Annotated in this window: 18 protein-coding genes; 8 read left to right on the top strand and 10 right to left on the bottom strand. The window is 66.3% G+C overall.

The window, feature by feature from the left end; all coding sequences use genetic code 11:
* Window positions 1–373 (top strand): OmpA family protein (locus H2052_RS16480; RefSeq protein ID WP_293784168.1); only part of this gene is annotated, 373 nt, incomplete at its 5' end.
* 122 nt (window positions 374–495) lie between these two features.
* Here H2052_RS16480 and H2052_RS16475 read toward each other — a convergent pair.
* Genes H2052_RS16475 through H2052_RS16465 form a run of 3 tightly spaced genes read right to left on the bottom strand, consistent with a single transcriptional unit; the run spans window position 496 to window position 1,694 of the window.
* Window positions 496–1,110, bottom strand: a complete 615-nt coding sequence (locus H2052_RS16475; RefSeq protein WP_293784166.1) for a hypothetical protein — start codon at window positions 1,108–1,110, stop codon at window positions 496–498.
* Window positions 1,103–1,402, bottom strand: a complete 300-nt coding sequence (locus H2052_RS16470) for an SCP2 sterol-binding domain-containing protein (protein WP_293784164.1) — start codon at window positions 1,400–1,402, stop codon at window positions 1,103–1,105. The genes H2052_RS16475 and H2052_RS16470 overlap by 8 nt, the downstream gene beginning before the upstream one ends.
* A gap of 40 nt (window positions 1,403–1,442) precedes the next feature.
* Window positions 1,443–1,694 (bottom strand): hypothetical protein, encoded by a 252-nt coding sequence (locus H2052_RS16465; RefSeq protein ID WP_293784161.1) that lies wholly within the window; start codon window positions 1,692–1,694, stop codon window positions 1,443–1,445.
* A gap of 226 nt (window positions 1,695–1,920) precedes the next feature.
* Here H2052_RS16465 and H2052_RS16460 point away from each other — a divergent pair, with 226 nt between their 5' ends.
* On the top strand, window positions 1,921–3,021 hold the full coding sequence (locus H2052_RS16460) for an EAL domain-containing protein (protein WP_293784158.1): 1,101 nt from the start codon (window positions 1,921–1,923) through the stop codon (window positions 3,019–3,021).
* 3 nt (window positions 3,022–3,024) lie between these two features.
* On the opposite strand, the gene lipB is transcribed toward H2052_RS16460, so the two are convergent.
* Entirely contained in the window at window positions 3,025–3,639 is a 615-nt protein-coding gene (lipB, locus tag H2052_RS16455) for a lipoyl(octanoyl) transferase LipB (RefSeq protein WP_293784155.1), read from the bottom strand.
* 66 nt (window positions 3,640–3,705) lie between these two features.
* On the opposite strand from lipB, the gene H2052_RS16450 reads away from it, so the two are divergent.
* Complete coding sequence (locus tag H2052_RS16450) at window positions 3,706–3,957, top strand: FliM/FliN family flagellar motor switch protein (RefSeq protein WP_293784152.1); 252 nt, start codon at window positions 3,706–3,708, stop codon at window positions 3,955–3,957.
* 49 nt (window positions 3,958–4,006) lie between these two features.
* On the opposite strand, the gene H2052_RS16445 is transcribed toward H2052_RS16450, so the two are convergent.
* The 3 genes from H2052_RS16445 to H2052_RS16435 all read right to left on the bottom strand — a co-directional run bounded on the left by H2052_RS16445 (window position 4,007) and on the right by H2052_RS16435 (window position 8,397).
* On the bottom strand, window positions 4,007–5,131 hold the full coding sequence (locus tag H2052_RS16445) for an epoxide hydrolase family protein (protein ID WP_293784149.1): 1,125 nt from the start codon (window positions 5,129–5,131) through the stop codon (window positions 4,007–4,009).
* Window positions 5,128–6,744, bottom strand: a complete 1,617-nt coding sequence (locus H2052_RS16440; RefSeq protein WP_293784146.1) for a choline dehydrogenase — start codon at window positions 6,742–6,744, stop codon at window positions 5,128–5,130. Before H2052_RS16440 ends, H2052_RS16445 begins: the two co-directional genes overlap by 4 nt.
* Window positions 6,745–6,816: 72 nt before the next feature.
* Window positions 6,817–8,397 carry an MFS transporter gene (locus H2052_RS16435; protein WP_293784143.1) on the bottom strand — a complete coding sequence of 527 codons (1,581 nt, stop codon included), beginning with the start codon at window positions 8,395–8,397 and terminating at the stop codon, window positions 6,817–6,819.
* 97 nt (window positions 8,398–8,494) lie between these two features.
* On the opposite strand from H2052_RS16435, the gene H2052_RS16430 reads away from it, so the two are divergent.
* Window positions 8,495–8,965 carry a low molecular weight protein-tyrosine-phosphatase gene (locus H2052_RS16430; RefSeq protein WP_293784140.1) on the top strand — a complete coding sequence of 157 codons (471 nt, stop codon included), beginning with the start codon at window positions 8,495–8,497 and terminating at the stop codon, window positions 8,963–8,965.
* Here H2052_RS16430 and thpR read toward each other — a convergent pair.
* Together thpR and H2052_RS16420 are read right to left on the bottom strand one after the other, a co-directional pair.
* Window positions 8,929–9,459, bottom strand: a complete 531-nt coding sequence (gene thpR, locus H2052_RS16425; protein ID WP_293784137.1) for an RNA 2',3'-cyclic phosphodiesterase — start codon at window positions 9,457–9,459, stop codon at window positions 8,929–8,931. The two genes, H2052_RS16430 and thpR, sit on opposite strands and share 37 nt — an antisense overlap.
* Window positions 9,459–10,097, bottom strand: a complete 639-nt coding sequence (locus H2052_RS16420) for an arylesterase (RefSeq protein WP_293784180.1) — start codon at window positions 10,095–10,097, stop codon at window positions 9,459–9,461. The genes thpR and H2052_RS16420 overlap by 1 nt, the downstream gene beginning before the upstream one ends.
* A gap of 44 nt (window positions 10,098–10,141) precedes the next feature.
* Between H2052_RS16420 and H2052_RS16415 the strand changes: the two genes are divergently transcribed.
* From H2052_RS16415 to mmsB, 4 genes are all read left to right on the top strand, one after another.
* Entirely contained in the window at window positions 10,142–10,837 is a 696-nt protein-coding gene (locus tag H2052_RS16415; RefSeq protein WP_293784177.1) for an ABC transporter ATP-binding protein, read from the top strand.
* Window positions 10,834–13,332, top strand: a complete 2,499-nt coding sequence (locus H2052_RS16410; RefSeq protein ID WP_293784134.1) for an FtsX-like permease family protein — start codon at window positions 10,834–10,836, stop codon at window positions 13,330–13,332. The genes H2052_RS16415 and H2052_RS16410 overlap by 4 nt, the downstream gene beginning before the upstream one ends.
* 92 nt (window positions 13,333–13,424) lie before the next feature.
* Window positions 13,425–14,153 (top strand): Bax inhibitor-1/YccA family protein, encoded by a 729-nt coding sequence (locus H2052_RS16405; RefSeq protein WP_293784131.1) that lies wholly within the window; start codon window positions 13,425–13,427, stop codon window positions 14,151–14,153.
* Between the two features lie 115 nt (window positions 14,154–14,268).
* Complete coding sequence (gene mmsB / locus H2052_RS16400; protein WP_293784128.1) at window positions 14,269–15,162, top strand: 3-hydroxyisobutyrate dehydrogenase; 894 nt, start codon at window positions 14,269–14,271, stop codon at window positions 15,160–15,162.
* A gap of 4 nt (window positions 15,163–15,166) precedes the next feature.
* On the opposite strand, the gene H2052_RS16395 is transcribed toward mmsB, so the two are convergent.
* The gene (locus H2052_RS16395; RefSeq protein WP_293784125.1) at window positions 15,167–16,330 is read right to left on the bottom strand and encodes a sugar-transfer associated ATP-grasp domain-containing protein; all 1,164 of its coding nucleotides are present in this window, start codon (window positions 16,328–16,330) and stop codon (window positions 15,167–15,169) included.
* Between the last annotated feature and the right edge of the window lie 80 nt (window positions 16,331–16,410).

Genomic DNA, 16,410 nt, shown 5'->3' with positions numbered 1-16,410 from the left:
AACGGTCCCGCCGCCGCCCCCGCCGCCGACGCCGGGACCGTTCATCGTGTTCTTCGACTTCGACAAGTCGGACATCACGACGGATGCAGCGGACATCCTCAACCGCGCCGCGCAGGCGTACAAGGAAACGGGCCAGGCCAGCGTTACGCTCGCCGGTCACGCCGACGCCGCGGGCCCGGCCGACTACAACGTTGGTCTCTCGCAGCGCCGTGCTGACGCGGTCCGCAAGTACCTCGTGGGTCAGGGCGTGCCGGAAACGGCAGTCGCGTCCGAAGCCTTCGGCGAAACCCGCCTGCTCGTTGAAACCGCCGACGGTGTGCGTGAACCGCAGAACCGCCGCGTGGAAATCAACTTCGGCGGAGCTTCGATGTAAGCTCGACGGAATACGGGGCGGTGTGAAAATCGCCGCCCCGCAACCGGAAAGGGCCGCCTCTCAGAGGCGGCCCTTTTTCTATGCGGCGGACGATTGGCGACGGCGCCGCCCTGTGAAGCCGATCAGATCTTGCAGCGCTTGATCGGCTTACCGCGCTTGTCGATGCACGGATCCGGGATCCTTGGCAGAACGACATAGCCGAGCTGGTGTTGGCGATAAGGATCAGGCTGGGCGATGAGTGCCGAGCGCAATCGCTGAACCGCCGTCACGGCCCGGCCGCCGAGACTGCCCGGGCCCCATGACAGCACCTCCCGGCCCACATCACCGGCAGCCGCGCAGAAACTGCGCTGCGCTTCCAGCGCCGAGAAGCTGTTGTAGATGCGGGTGGTGAAACTGTCGAAACTGCGCCGGCCGGCTTTGCCATCGAGACGGCGAAAATGCTTCTCCAGCGTCTGATAGGCGCGCGCGAGTTCGGGCTGATGCTGCTTCAGCACCTGATTGTAGTTTCTGACGGTCGCGAGATAGGGCGAGAACTGGCACTGCAACGCCGAGACATTGAGCCCTGCGCGCAGCAGCCAGATCGCGTGGGCCGCGCTTTCCTCGGCCGTCATGGCACGAACCGGCGGGCCGCCGAGATCAACCGCGGCATTCGCTGACGGCGCAGCGGCAAGACAGATGCCGAGCGCCAGAGCTGCAGACCGGATACGCCTCACCGCAACAGGCCCCGAATCAGCCAAGCACCTTGCCTAGTTGCAGGGCGACCGACATGTCGCCTTCCACCTTGAGCTTGCCCATCATGAACGCCATCTGCGGGTTGGTCTTGCCGTCCGCGATGTCGAGGAAATCGGACATCGACACCTTGACCGTGCAATCGACCGGGACGTCCGCGTTATCGACGACCGCAGGCGAGGCGCTGTCGTCGATGCGCACGACACCGTCGTCGCCAAAATCGAACTTCACGCTTTTACCAAGACCGGCGCCTGCGCCGACACGGCTGCGCATCGTGTCGGTGATTTCGGCAAGGCTCATACAAATCCTCCCACAAGAATTGGCCGCGAAGGCCGTCAGATTACTGTTGCGCGGGAGCCTCTTCGGACGACGCAGGAGTGTCCGGGATCGGTGCGACGTCCACGAGCGCCGGATCGGTCATCGGATCGACGCCGCCCGCCGCCACGTCGACAGACATGGCATCTGCGGTAGACGCGTCTGCGCCGAGATCCGATACGGACGCATCCGCCGCGCCTTCCACGGCGGCCTTCTCGCCTTCCTGGCCGGCGTCATCGCTCTTTCCGCAGGCGGTCGTCGCCAGGGCGATTGCCATCGAGACCCCAAAAATCGTGCGTTTCGAAATGCTTCCCATCGTTTTACCCCGACTTAATTCTTGTTGCTGTGGCATTTTTTCACCGCTTCGCCCGCAACCTAACCGCATTCAGCCACCGGCTCAAGGCGAGTTGGGCGCGAACCGTTCCGTGGTTGATGCCGCGTTAACCATTTCTATACCGCGGACCGGCAGTCTGCGCTCCACGAACTTCCTACGGGGGACCAGAATGTCTGTGTATGCCGGATTGCCGTTGCGGCTCGTTTGCTATGCGGCGGGCGCTGCAGCGCTTGCGATCGTCGGTCCCGCGCTCTGGGCCGTGCCGACAGTCATCGCGGCGGCAGCCTCGGCAGCCACGGCGCTGTGTTTTGCCATCGCAGACGTTCTCTTCTGCACGCACGCACTCGCGCGCCGCGCTTTCGTGACGGCGGCGTACCAGAAGGCTGAAATCGAGGCTCTCAGCGCGCGTGTGGCCGCGCTTGAAACGCTTCGTCCGGCCGCGCCGGTAACGCATGACGCCAAGCTGGAGACAGCGAACAACCTGCTGCAGTTCGCGGCGCATGTCAGCGCGCGCTGCGGACGGAAAGCGCCCCCGGCTATCTTGGCGGACCGCGCCGGCGACCCGATCGACGACGCGCAGATCGAGCTGCATCTGCAGCCGATCGTCGGCCTTCCGGATCGCCGCGTGCTGCACTACGAGGTGCTCTCCCGCCTGCGGTCGCATACGGGCACGCTGATGATGCCCGCCGAATTCCTGCCGGCTGCCCGCGCCACCGGCCGCGCCGCGGATATCGACACACGGCAACTTTCCAGCATCGTCGGCCTCTGCCACCGCATCGGCGACCGGCACATGGATACCCGGCTGTTCTGCAACCTTTCGGGCGATTCGCTGCAGAGCGATAGCTTCCGCGCCGCGCTGACCGCGTTCGCGCGCGCGCAGAAGGCCCTGTCGCAGCGCATCGTGTTCGAGATCGACGCAGCGACCGCCGTTACACTCAATACCGAGGTTGCTGCCGACCTGCGCGGTATCGAGGCGATGGGCTTCGCGTTCTCAGTCGACAAGGTGTCGCTTGGCGACCTTCCGCGCCTGCAAGGCCTGTTCCGCCGCCCGGGCTTCCTGAAGCTCGACGCCGCGATGCTGGAGACCGCAGAGCCGAGCGTGCTGAAGACGCTTGTCCGTGGCGGCACGCAGGTCATCGCCACGCATGTCGAGACCGAACAGCAGGCAGCTTCGGTGCGCCGTGCGGGCGTTGCGCTCGGGCAGGGCTTCCTGTTCGGCAAGCCGCGTCCGGCGCGCATGGACGATAACGCCGGCCGCCGCGCGGCCTGAAGCCTACAGAAACGGGCAGTGCCGTTGCAGCGCGGCGTCGACGTCGGCCATCGACGCTTCTATGCCGAGGCCTGCCAGGCTGGTGACGGGGTATTCGGCAAGCCCGCAGGGCACGATGCCGGAAAAGTGCTCCAGATCTGGCGTGACGTTCAGCGAAAAGCCGTGGAAGCTGACCCAGCGACGCACGCGCACGCCGATCGCGCCGATTTTCGCCTCGCCCGCGGGCGTATCCGTCCACACGCCGACACGGCCGGGTATCGCGCGCGCCGAGACGCCGAAATCGGCAAGCGCCGCGATCAGCCAGCGCTCGACCGAACAGATGAAGCCCCTGAGATCGCGGCCGCGCTGCTCCAGATCGAGCATCAGGTAGCCAACGCGCTGTCCCGGCCCGTGATAGGTGTAGCGCCCGCCGCGGCCGGTCGAGAACACAGGGAAGCGCGTGGGGGCGAGCAGCTCTGCCGCGTCCGCGCTGGTGCCGGCGGTGTAGACCGGCGGATGTTCGACGAGCCAGATCAACTCGCCCGCTTGGCCTTCCCGGATATGGGCCGCGCGCTGCTCCATCGCCGCCAGCGTTTCGGCATAATCGGCAAGTCCGCTTTCCACCCGCCACTCGGGCATCTCTTTACCCCGTTCTAACCCTATCCGGCGCATCATGCCCGAAATCCGAAACGCAGATAGGCGGTCATGAGCGTTATCGAAAGGATCAAGGTCGAGATTTCGGTCGTTATCGGCAGCACACAGATGCCGATCCGCCAGCTCCTGAAGATGGGGCGGGGCGCTGTGATCGATCTCGATGCGCGCCGCGACGATCCCGTGTGGATCTATGCGAATGACGAACTCATCGCGCGCGGGGAGATCGTGTTGCTGGGCGACCGGATCGGGGTTTCGATTTCCGAGCGCGTGCGGCGGGCCACCACCCTCACCAACTTCGCCTAGCCGGCTTGCCGGCAAGGCTTCGCATCCTCTCCCGCGGGCGGGAGAGGGGTCATAGGGCGGCGGCGAATTTTCTGAGGTCCGCGAGGAATAACTCCGGTTCTTCGAGACTGGCGAAGTGGCCGCCGCGCGGCATTTTCGTCCAGTGCACGATGTTATAGCCGCGCTCGGCCATCGCGCGTGGCGGGAAGGCGAGCAGGTCGTGCGGGAAGGCGGCGACACCGGTCGGCACCTCAATGCGCCGCCCGTCCGGGATCGTGAAACCGCCCTCGTCGAAGAGGCCACGATAAATCCATGTGGCGGTGTGGAAGCTGCGCGTCGTCAGATAGATCATGATGTTGGTGAGCATCTGATCCATGCTGAACGGCGGCTCCGGATTGTGCGCGCCGACATCGCTCCAGCCGCAGAATTTTTCGGCAAGCCACGCGGCAATGCCCATCGGCGAATCCATCATCGCGTAGGCAAGACTTTGCGGCTTGGTGCCCTGAAGCTGCAGATAGGCGGTTTCGGTCGCGCGAATCTGCATGGCCCATTTGAGCCAGAGCGTTTCTTCCTCTGTTGTCGGCTGCATGTTCGCCGGGCGGAGGCCAAAACCGTTCAGGTGGACCGCAGTGACACGCGCGGAATCGAGGCCGATCCAGCCGCCGATGACGCTGCCCCAGTCTCCCCCCTGATAGATGTAGCGCTCGTAGCCGAGCACGCCCATCAGGCTGTCGTAGAGCTTCGCAACCGCGCGCGGGCCGATGGGGGATTTCGGCTTGTCCGACCACGCATAGCCGGGGAGCGAGGGTGCAACCACGTGAAAGGCCGGTGAGCCGTCTTCAGGCTCCGCGAGCCGTTCGATGATCGCATCGAATTCCAGGATCGATCCCGGCCAGCCATGCGCGATGAGCAGCGGTTTCGCATCGGGGTGCGAGGAGCGCTTGTGGATGCAGTGCAGGCGGAAACCCGGCAGCACCTCGGCGCGAACGTGCGGATGCCGATTGAGACGCGCGACCGCGCCGGGCCAGTCGAATGCAGTGAGCCAGTAATCGCGCAAGCGTTCGAGATAGGCGCGGTTCGCGCCGTATCGCCAGCCCGCATCCTGCGGTTCCTCGAAGAAGCGGAAGGCCTCGACACGGCGGCGGACCCATTCCGCCTCCTCGGGTTCGATCGGGATCTCGAACGGCGTGATCATGCCGCGAGCGCTTGCCTGGCATCCGCGAGGATCATGTCGGCCGCCTTTTCGGCGATCGCGATGGTCGGCGCGTTGGTGTTGCCGGAAATGAGCGCCGGCATCACCGAGGCATCGACGACGCGCAGGCCGGAAACGCCGCGCACGGCAAGCCGGATATCGACGACCGAGCGTTCGTCCGCGCCCATGCGGCAGGTGCCGATCGGGTGATAGATCGTCTCGCCCCATGCCTTCAGCGCGGTCGCGATGTCCTCCCGCGCCGTGACGCCTTCGCCGGGCCAGACCTCCTTGCCGCGGAAGGGCGCCAGCGCCGGCATCCGCCCGATGTTCCGCGTGATCTCGATGCCTGCGAGCAGGGTTTCGAGGTCGCCGGGCGCGGAAAGATAGTTGGGGTCGATCGCCGGATGCGCGTTGGGATCGGCGGACTGGAGGCGGATCGTGCCGCGGCTTTCGGGACGGAGCTGGCACATGTGCATGGCATAGCCGTGCTGCCGGCCGAGCGTGCCGCGCCCATGCGGCTCTCCCAGCACGGGCATGAAGTGGATCTGGATATCCGGCGCGGCAAGGCCCGGCCGCGTGGAGAGGAAAGCGCCTGCCGGGGTGGGCATGTAGGCGCCCGAACCGTCGCGGCGCAGCACCCAATTGCCGAGCGCGAGCAGCTTGTTGTGGAAGCCCGCGTTCTTGTTGAGCGTGATCGGCTGCGTGCACGTCCACTGCATCAGGATATCGAGATGATCCTGCAGGTTGCCGCCGACGTCCGGCGCATCGTGCACGACCGCGATGCCGTGCTCCGCGAGATGGGCGGCGGGTCCGATGCCGGAGAGCATCAGCAGCTGCGGCGAGTTCACCGCGCCGCCGCAGACGATCGTCTCGCGCGCGGAGGCCGTTTCTGCCTTTCCGTTCTTCAGATAGGCGATGCCGGTCGCCTGACGCCCGTTGAAGGTGATGCGCTCGACGAGCACATCGGTGAGCACATCGAGATTGGGGCGGTCGAGAATCGGCTTCAGATAGCCTTTCGCGGCAGACCAGCGCTCGCCGTTCTTGATCGTCGAATCATAGCGGCCCGCGCCTTCGAACTGCGCGCCGTTGAAATCGTCGGTGACCGGGTGGCCGGCTTCGGCCGCGGCCTTGATGAAGGCGTCGACAAGCGGGCTCGGAAGGCCGCGGCGCCCCGTGTGGAGCGGGCCGTCGCCGCCGTGATAGTCATCGGCGCCGCGCTCGCTCGTTTCGGAGCGGCGGAAGTACGGCAGGACGTCGTCCCAGCCCCAGCCCGTGCAGCCCATCTGCGCCCAGCGGTCGTAATCACTGGCGTGCCCGCGGATATAGACCATGCCGTTGATCGAGGAGGAACCGCCGAGCACGCGCCCGCGCGGCCAATAGAGGCGGCGGCCGTCGAGATGCTTCTGCGGTTCGGTCCAGAAACACCAGTTCGTGGCGTGCTCGTTTTCGGGCGGGATAATCTTGGAAAGCCCGCCGGGCATGTGGATGAGAAAGGACGAATCCTTGCCGCCCGCCTCGACGAGAAGAACGCGCGTCTTCGGGTCCGCCGACAGGCGATTGGCAAGCACGCAGCCCGCCGACCCTGCTCCCACGATGATGTAGTCGTAACCCGACATCATGACCTCCCCGATTCCTGCCTGCCCCAAGAGTGACGGCGTTTCGGCACGGGCGCAATTCTGGAAAAAGCGTCAGGCTTGGCCTGCGTACACCTCGCCCGCGGCGGCCGCACGGTCCATGCGCGTTGCCTCGGCCTGCGGAAGCTGACGCCAGACGAACCAGAGGCAGATGAGTGTGACCGGCCCGGCAATGAGCAGGCTGAGGATGCCCGTGCCGAGGCTGCCGGTGATGAGCGACATCTTGCCCGCGAAATACGGTCCAAGGCCGAGGCCGACGAGCGTGGTGCCGAGGAAATAGGTCGCGGTGGCAGCGCCGCGCATCCGCGGCAGCACGAGATTCTGGCTGGTCGCGGCGGCGATGCCCACCCAGCAGCTGTTGATGATCGCCATGGGTACGAACGCCAGATAGAAGATCGTCAGGCTCTCCGTGGTGTAGACGAGGAGCATGAGCGGTGCGGGAACAATGACGCCGAGGGTCGCCACGAGAATGTCGCCTGCCTGCCAGCGCGATTTGGCCCAGTCCGCAAGGCGTCCGCCCGCGATCACGCCAATGAAGCCGCCCGCCGCGCCAACGCCGCCGATGATCAGCCCGACGATTGCCGGATCGGCGCCGAAGGTGCGGATCGCATAGGGCGCGGACCAGAAGCTGACCGCGTAGGTGACGAACGCGATCGATCCGAAGCCGAGGATGGCGAGCAGGAATGTCGGCGTGCCCCAGATGAGCTGGTAGGTCGGCGGGTCGCGGCGTTTCAGCGACTGCGACCAAGAGAACACCGAATAGCAGCCGATGCCGATGGCGCCCCATTGCAGCGTGTCGCCGGTGAGCATGATCATCGCGGCCGCGCCGAGCACGACGACGATGAGCCCCGAGAGATTGACCGCGAACGCGCGCCCGCCGACGCGCGCCGCCTGTACCAGCGTGAAGGGCGGAATGACGCTCGACAGTTCGGTGAAGAATTTCGGCCACGGGGAGGGCTCGGGCGGGCTCAATATGCCTTCGGACATGCCGCGCAGCGGCTCGCGTAGGGTGAGCACCCACAGCGCGAGAAGCAGCCCCGGCAGGCCGACGGCAAGGAACGCCGCCTGCCAGCCGGCGAGGCCGAGCGGGCCGCCATCGGGAAACGCGCGGTTCCAGCTCTGCACGATGACGCCGCCGATGAACAGCGACAGGCCGCCGCCGAGATAGAGCCCGCTCGAATAGATGGCGAGCGCGGTGGCGCGCTTTTCACGCGGGAAATAATCCGAGATGATCGAGAAGGCGCAGGGGCTCGCCGTGGCCTCGCCGATGCCGACGCCGATACGTGCGGCGGCGAGCTGGCCGAAGTTCTGCGCGAAGCCCGAAAGCGCGGTCATCGCCGACCAGACCGACAGGCCGATCGTCATCAGGCGACCGCGATACCACATATCCGCAAGCCGCCCGAGCGGGATGCCGAACAGCGAGTAGAACACGCCGAAGGCGGTGCCGTAGAGGAAGCCCATGTCGGCGTCGGTGACGCCGAGGTCGGCCTTGATGTCCTCCGCGAGGATCGAGATGATCTGACGGTCGATGAAATTCAGCACATAGACGAGCACGAGCACGCCGAGCACGTACCAGGCGTATGGCCCCCCGACCTCGCCCTTGCGCGCTTCCAGGATTGCGGCTGCGTCGTTCATGCTCTCGACCCTCCCCAGTTTCGAGATGCCGGCCCTTGTCCAGCCGGTTGCATCGTGGCTAACACAGCGCTCTCAAATCGAAAGCATGGAAATCGCGATGACGACTTCGGTCCTGTTCGTTTGCCTAGGCAACATCTGCCGCTCGCCGCTCGCGGAGGGCGCGATGCGGCGGCTGGCGGAGGCGGAAAGCGCGGCGCTGGAGATCGACAGCGCGGGGACGGGCGACTGGCACATCGGCCGCGCGCCCGATCCGCGCGCGCAGGCGGAGGCGCTGCGAAGAGGTCTCGACATCTCGATGCTGCGTGCGCGGCAGGTGACGGAAGAGGATTTCCACCGCTTCGACCATATCGTGGCGATGGACGCGAAGAACCTCGCGGACCTGCTCGCCATGCGGCCGGATGGCGCGCGGGCGGCGGTGTCGTTGCTGCTCGACCATGCCGAGGGCGGCGACGTGCCTGACCCCTATTACGGCGGCGACGAGGGTTTTGCCGAGACGTTCCAGCTCGTGGAAGACGGCGTGCGCGGGCTGCTTCAGGCGATCAGCGGCCAGCGCGCGACGACGCTGTAGTCCGCGCCCTCGGTGGTGAGGCGGCTCTCGAACAGGGTGATCGCATCTACGGTGAAGCTGACCGGCGGAAAGCCCTCGCGCAGGAAGGCATCGAGCGGACCCGCCGTGCCGGAGAAACGCGCGAGCGTGATGTGCGGCAGGTAGCTTCGCATCTCGGGCGCGATGCCGACGAGTTGCAGCGCGCGATCGACCTTGTTGTGCAGCGCCTTGACAGGCTCCTGCGGTTCGACGCCCACCCACAAGGTTTCGATGCGGGCCTTGCGCTCGAAGATGCCCGTGCGCGTTGTGGAGAGGTCAAACGCGCGCGCGCGGATCGTCGCCAGCGCTTCGGCGACGGCGTTTGCCGTGTGCGTGTCGACCGTGCCCACGAAGCGCAGCGTGAGGTGAAGCTGGTCCTCGCTCTGCCAGCGTGCGCCAAGTACGCCGCCCATGCGCGCGACGAGCGCGTCCTTTACCGCGTGCGGCAGGTCGATCCCGACGAACAGCCGGTGCACTAGCGGAGCGCCGCCTCGACGCTCGGCAAGATGCCCTGCACGATCACGGAAATGCCCTTGGGGTTCGGATGCATACCGTCGCCGAGCAGCAGCGCCTTGTTCGCGACGACGCCCTTCATGAAGAACGGGTAGAGCGGCACGGCGTGCTTCTTCGCGAGCGCCGGGTACATGCCGTTGAACTCCGCCGCATAGGCCTTTCCCATGTTGGGCGCGGCGAGCATTCCCGCGACGAGCACCTTGCTGCCGCGCTTCTTGAAGTCGGCGATCATCGCATCGAGGTTGGCGCGCGCCTGCACAGGCGGCAGGCCGCGCAGCATGTCGTTGGCGCCGAGGCCGAGGATGACGAGATCGGGCTTCGCCTTCAGCCCGCCGAGCACCCACGCCATGCGCGCTTTCCCCGCCGCCGTGGTGTCGCCCGAAACTGCGCCGCTCACCACGCGTACCGAATGGCCCTTCGCCTTCAGCGCCTTTTCGAGCTGCGGCGCAAAGCCCTCGCCCGGCTTCAGCTGATATCCCGCCATCAGCGAATCACCATACGCAACGATCGTACGCGTTTCTGCAAAGGACGGACTCGCGCCGACGAACAGCAGAAAAGCGGCAATCACGGCTTGGACAAAGCGCGCGGCATCCCCATACATACGAAACATGCTCCAACCGGACAAAGCGGATCCCCTTGAACGATATCTCCTCGGCGCCCTCCAATATCGTGATTGATGCGCGCGATGTCACCCTTACGCTCGGCGAAGGCGCGGGCGCGGTCGAAATCCTGCGCGGCGTCAGCTTGTCGGTGAAGCGCGGCGAAAGCGTTGCGATCCTCGGTCCTTCGGGGTCCGGCAAGTCTTCGCTTATGGCGGTGCTCTCCGGCCTCGAACGTGCGAGCGGCGGGCGGATCGGCGTTGCCGGGCAGGATTTCGGCGCGCTCGACGAAGACGGGCTCGCCCGCGCGCGGCGCGGCCGCATCGGCATCGTGCTGCAGGCGTTTCACCTGCTGCCCACCATGACGGCGCTTGAGAACGTGTCGGTGCCGCTGGAGCTTGGCAGCGTTCCCGACGCGGAAGCGCGCGCACGTGCTGAGCTTGAGGCGGTCGGCCTCGGCCACCGGCTGACGCACTACCCCTCGCAGCTTTCGGGCGGCGAGCAGCAGCGCGTCGCCATCGCGCGCGCCACGGCGCCGCGCCCCGGCATCCTCTTCGCCGACGAGCCCACCGGCAACCTCGACGCCGCGACCGGCCACGAGATCGTCGAGCTGCTGTTCGAGCGGCAACGCGCGCAGGATACCACGCTCGTCCTCATCACCCACGATACCGAGCTTGCGGCGCGTTGCGGGCGCATCGTCGAAATGCGCGACGGGCAGATCGTGCGCGAGACCGTCGCTTGAACCTGCCGCTGAAGCTCGCGCTACGCGACCTGCGCGGCGGCCTTGCCGGGCTGCGGCTGCTCGCGGTCTGCCTGTTCCTCGGCGTCGCCGCGCTCGCGGGTGTCGGCAGCCTTTCCGCCGCCATCGTCACGTCGCTTTCCGAAAAGGGGCAGTCGATCCTGGGCGGCGATGTGGACATCGCGCTGACACAGCGCCAGGCAAGCGCGGCCGAAATCGCGGCATTCCGTGGTTTCGGCAGTGTCGGTGAAGTGGTGCGGATGCGCGCGATGGCGAGCCGGCTCGACGGTGCTGAAAGCGTGCTCGGTGAACTGAAGGCCGTCGACGGCACCTATCCCTTCTACGGGAGCGTGCGCCTTGAGGGCGGTCTGCCGCTTGCGGACGCGTTGGAAGCGAACGGGCTCGTTGTGGATCAGGCCGCGCTCGACCGGCTCGGCGCCCGCATCGGCGACACGGTGGGCGTAGGCGACGCGCGCGTGCGCATCACCGGCGTGCTCGCCGAAGAGCCCGACAAGGTCGGCGAGGGGTTCACGCTCGGGCCGACGCTGCTCATGTCGCTCGAAACGCTGGGGCAGACGGGGCTTCGACAGCCCGGCAGCCTCTATCGCACGCACTACCGCCTGAAACTGCCGCCCGACGTTTCCCCTGAATCCGTGACGGAATCACTCAACAAGCGCTTCCCGGAAGCGGCGTGGCGCATACAGGACCGCTCGAACGGCGCCCCCGGAACACGGCGTTTCATCGAAAGGCTCGGCCAGTTTCTGACGCTCGTGGGCCTTACCGCGCTGCTTGTCGCCGGTGTCGGTGTCGGCAACGGCGTCGGCTCATACCTCGACGGCAAGACGCGTTCGATCGCGGCGCTGAAAAGCGTCGGCGCGGATTCGCGCACGATCTTCCGCATCTATATGATCGAGGTGGGGCTGATCGCGCTCGGCGCCGTCATCCTCGGCGCGGTGGCGGGTGCGTTCGTGCCTGCGATCGTCGTGGCCTTCGCTGGTGATGCGCTGCCGGTTCCGCCTGAACTCGGCGTCTATCCTGTGCCTCTGCTCACCGCGGTCCTCTACGGCCTGCTCGCGGCGGCCGCGTTTGCGATCTGGCCGCTCGCGAAGGCGCGCGACGTTCCCGCCGCCCGCCTGTTTCGCGCCGGGGTCGAACGTATCGCCCGCCCGCCGCTCGAGGTGGTGGCGCTCAGCTTCGGCGCCGCACTCGTGATCGCCGCCGTCGCGGTCGTGCAGGCGCGCGAGCCGCTGTTCGCCGCCGTGTTCATCGCCGCTGCGCTCGGCCTCATGGCGCTGCTCGCGGTTCTCGCGCTCGGCATCCGGGCACTTGCCGCGCGCCTGCCGCGACCGAAGCAGCCGCTGCTGCGGCTTGCGCTCGGCAATCTCCACAGGCCGGGATCGATGACACGGCAGCTCGTCGTCGCGCTCGGGCTCGGGCTCACGTTGTTCGCGACGCTCGCCGTGATCGAAACCAATCTTTCGCGCCAGATCGACGAGGCGCTGCCGCGCGAGGCGCCGAGCCTGTTCGTCGTCGATATTCCCGCCGGGGAAGCCGCTGCGTTCCGAAAGACCGTGCTGGACGCTGCGCCCGGCGCCGCGATCCGAACCGTGCCGTCGCTGCGCGGGCCGGTCGTGGCCGTGAACGGGACGCTCGTTTCGGAAATGAAGGACGTGCCCGAAGGCGCGTGGATCCTCCGCGGCGACCGGGGCCTCACCTATTCGGCGGCGCTGCCCGAGGGGAATCGCATCGTTTCGGGCAAATGGTGGCCAGAGGATTATCGCGGGCCGCAGCTCGTTTCGATGGACGCGGAGGTGGGCGAAGCGCTCGGTCTCAAGGTCGGCGACACCATCACCGTCTCGGTGCTCGGCGTCGATCTCCCCGCGACGATCGCGAGCTTCCGGGAGATCAACTGGGATTCGCTCGGCTTCAACTTCGCGCTCGTCTATTCGCCCGGTCTCATCCAAAGCGCCCCCCACAGTTCCATGGCGACGGTCACGGTATCGCCCGCCGAGGTGCCCGCCGTGTCGCGCGCCGTGGTGCGGTCGTTCTCGTCGGCGTCCGTGATCCGCGTCGGCGATGTCATCGAAAATGCGGGCGCGCTGCTCGGCCAGATGTCGACCGCCGTGCGCGCCGCCGCCTCGGTCGCGATCGCGGCGGGGATCGCCGTCCTCGTCGGAGCGATCGCAGCGGCGCGGCGCGCCCGCATCTATGATTCGGTAATGCTGAAGGTCCTGGGCGCCACCCGGGGGCAGGTTCTTCTCAGCCTGCTTGCCGAATATGCGCTGCTCGCGATCGCGCTCTCCGCCATCGCCTTAGGCCTCGGCACGGCGGGCGGCTGGTACGTCGTAACGCAGGTTTTCGAGCTGGAATGGCTCCCTGTCTGGCGGCCCGTGATTCTCACCGTCGTGCTCGGCGCAGCGGCGATTCTGCTGCTCAGCCTGGTGGGTTCATGGAGCGCTCTCGGCGCGCGCCCGGCACGCGCGCTCAGAAATCTATAGTGAATTGGTCCGGTTTTCCTTGAAGCCAAGGCCAATCCACACGATATTGCAGGGGCAAGCCGGATGACCCGGCGAATGGGAGAGTGAATAACATGGTGAACCAGACGGATCCTCGCCTGGCTTACGGTCGCCCGGCGACAACGGCCGAAGGTGTCGCTTTTGACGCCGGCCTTCGCAAATACATGCTGTCGGTCTACAACTATATGGCCTCCGGCGTGCTTCTTTCCGGCATCGTGGCGCTGCTGTTCGCGAACAGCGGCATGGCGGCGCAGGTCTTTTCGCAGGGCGGTCTGCTCGCGTGGGTGTTGATACTTTCGCCGCTCGCCTTCGTGATGGTGCTGAGCTTCGGCATCAACAAGCTGTCCACGCCTGCCGCGCAGGGCATCTTCTGGGCCTTTGCAGCGGTGATGGGCCTGTCGATGTCGACGATCTTCCTGACCTATACGGGCACATCGATCGCGCGCATGTTCTTCATCACGGCGGGCGCCTTCGCGGGTCTCAGCCTGTTCGGCTACACGACGAAGAAGGATCTGTCGGGCTTCGGCACGTTCCTCGTGATGGGCCTCATCGGCCTTATCATCGCGAGCGTGGTGAACATGTTCCTCGGCTCGTCGGTGATGCAGTTCGTGATCTCGGTGATCGGCGTGCTGATCTTCGCGGGCCTGACGGCGTATGACACGCAGCGCATCAAGAACATGTACTTCCAGGTCGCGGGCAGCGACTTCGTCGGCAAGGCCGTGGTGATGGGCGCGCTGTCGCTCTACCTCGACTTCGTCAACATGTTCATGTTCATGCTGCAGCTGTTCGGAAATCGCGAATAGCATTTTCGCAGCTACGACCTGCAAAAAGGCCCGGTGCGTTTCGGCGCGCCGGGCCTTTTCTTTTGCCGCCGCGCGTGGCTAGACCTTGCCCCTGACAAGACAAGGGGAGATCGGCATGGCGGAGACAATCGCATTCATCGGGCTCGGCAACATGGGCTCGGGCATGGCGGCAAACCTTGCGAAGGCGGGATACGCCGTGCGCGCCTTCGATCTCAGCGCCGATGCGCTCGCACGCGCGAAGGGCGACGGCTGCACGGTTGCAGGCAGCGCTGCGGAGGCGGTTTCGGGCGCGGACGCTGTCGTCACCATGCTGCCCGCCGGCAAGCATGTCGAAGCCGTCTACAATGGCGAGGTCTTTGGTGCGGCTAAGTCGGGCGCGTTGTTCATGGACTGCTCGACGATCGACGTGGTGACGGCGCGCAAGGTTGTCGAAGCCGCAACCGCGCAGGGCTTCGCGATGGTCGATGCGCCGGTTTCGGGCGGCGTTGCGGCGGCGTCGGGCGGCACACTCACCTTCATGGTTGGCGGTGAGGCGGCGGCGTTCGGCCGCGCCGAGCCGATTCTCTCGCGCATGGGCAAGGCGGTGATCCACGCGGGCGGCGCGGGTGCCGGGCAGGCAGCGAAAATCTGCAACAACATGCTGCTCGGCATCTCGATGATCGGCACGTGCGAAGCGTTCGCGCTCGCCGAGAAACTCGGCCTCGACGCGCAGGTCTTCTTCGATATTTCCTCGAAGGCGAGCGGTCAGTGCTGGTCGATGACGAGCTATTGTCCGGTCCCGGGCCCGGTGCCTGCCGCGCCGTCCAACCGCGATTACGAGGGCGGCTTTGCCGCCGCACTGATGCTGAAGGATCTGAAGCTCGCCATGGAAGCCGCCGCTGCGTCGAATGCCGCGACGCCGATGGGCGCACAGGCCGAAGCGCTCTATCAAGCTTTCTCGAACCTCGGTGGTGCGGCGAAGGACTTCTCGGGCATCATCAAGCTGCTCGACGGCAGCTGGTGCGCCTGATTCGTCAGTGCGTGTTGCGGCGGGCGCCCGGCTCGCCGGTGCGCAGGGCCCACAGCGCATCGTCGCGCCGCTCCGGATCGACCGCGAGACGGGGCAGCAGGCTTTCAAGGGTCGGGCGTAGTCCACCGAACTGCAGTTGCGGTGCGATGGCGAAGCAATAGGCATTCGATTCCAGCACCACCGGCCCGGTCTCCGTCAATGCGATGTCGAGGCCGGGGAGGGGCAATTCGGGCATGGCTTCGGTCGCTGCGCGGGCGACCTCCAGTATCTCGTTCCAGAACGGAATGGGAAAGCCGGTGAAATGGGCGCCCGTCAGGGCGTGCGTCTCGTAGGTGCTGAGCCGGATTTGATCGTCGGGATCACGGCCATATGCGCGGGTGATGCAGCCGTTTTCAGGATCGACAAAACACAGCAGATGGCCTGTGCTGCCGTCGTGGAAGTTGTCCGCGAGCGCCGGCGTCGTCATGACCTTCTGGATGGTGCAGAAGATCTCGATTCCGGTCGTGGTATACGCTGTATAGACGCGCGTCGCGGAGAGACCGAGGTCAGCCGCGATCGGGGCCAGCGCAGGATGATTGCGAAGCTCGGGGCTGACAAGCGTTCCCGACCGGTCGTCCTGTCCCAGCAGATGCTCCGCGAAAGCGGCCGCCGACATCGAAATGCCACCGACGCGCCAATGTGCGCCGTCGCGGTGCGCGCGGAAAACGCCGTTCCCGAATGAGCCCGTCGCGGGCTTGCAGAACAGGCGATCCGGCGCGCCTTCAAGCCATCGCCTCAGTGTCGCGGCATCGTTGACGACCGAGAGGCGCCCGCCTGCCGGATGGCTCTGGGTGTCGCGTCCGGCGACCACGTAGACCGGCGCGACCGGTACACCCCGTTCCATCAGTCGCTCGGTGCTCAGCACCTTGTCGTTTGCGAGCCGCGCAAGGTGCTCCGGGTGAAGCGCGCGCATGATCCGTCGCATGTGCGGCACATCACTCAGATAATCGCGCCACGTCGACGTTGGGCGATGTCGCAATTCGAAATCGAAGAAGTCGCGAGGTCCCAGGCCATGCCGCGCCCGGCACCAGCCGAGCTTCGCGGCGACCATCGGCAGCGACTGTGGCTCGCGGCGCAGCAGCTCGCGCAGCGCGCGGGGGTAATCATGCCAGGGGCCCCGTGCCTTCATCGACGAAGTTTGCGGGCGAGAGATGCGATGGGCAATCGCTCCGTGCGCTACAACGCACTGTTTTCAGGACGAACGGTCGC

The sequence above is a fragment of the Sphingosinicella sp. genome, from assembly GCF_013911755.1.
GTDB lineage: Bacteria > Pseudomonadota > Alphaproteobacteria > Sphingomonadales > Sphingomonadaceae > Sphingosinicella.
Note: the sequence above shows the minus strand (reverse complement) of the source record. Positions and strands in the feature narration are given on the sequence as shown.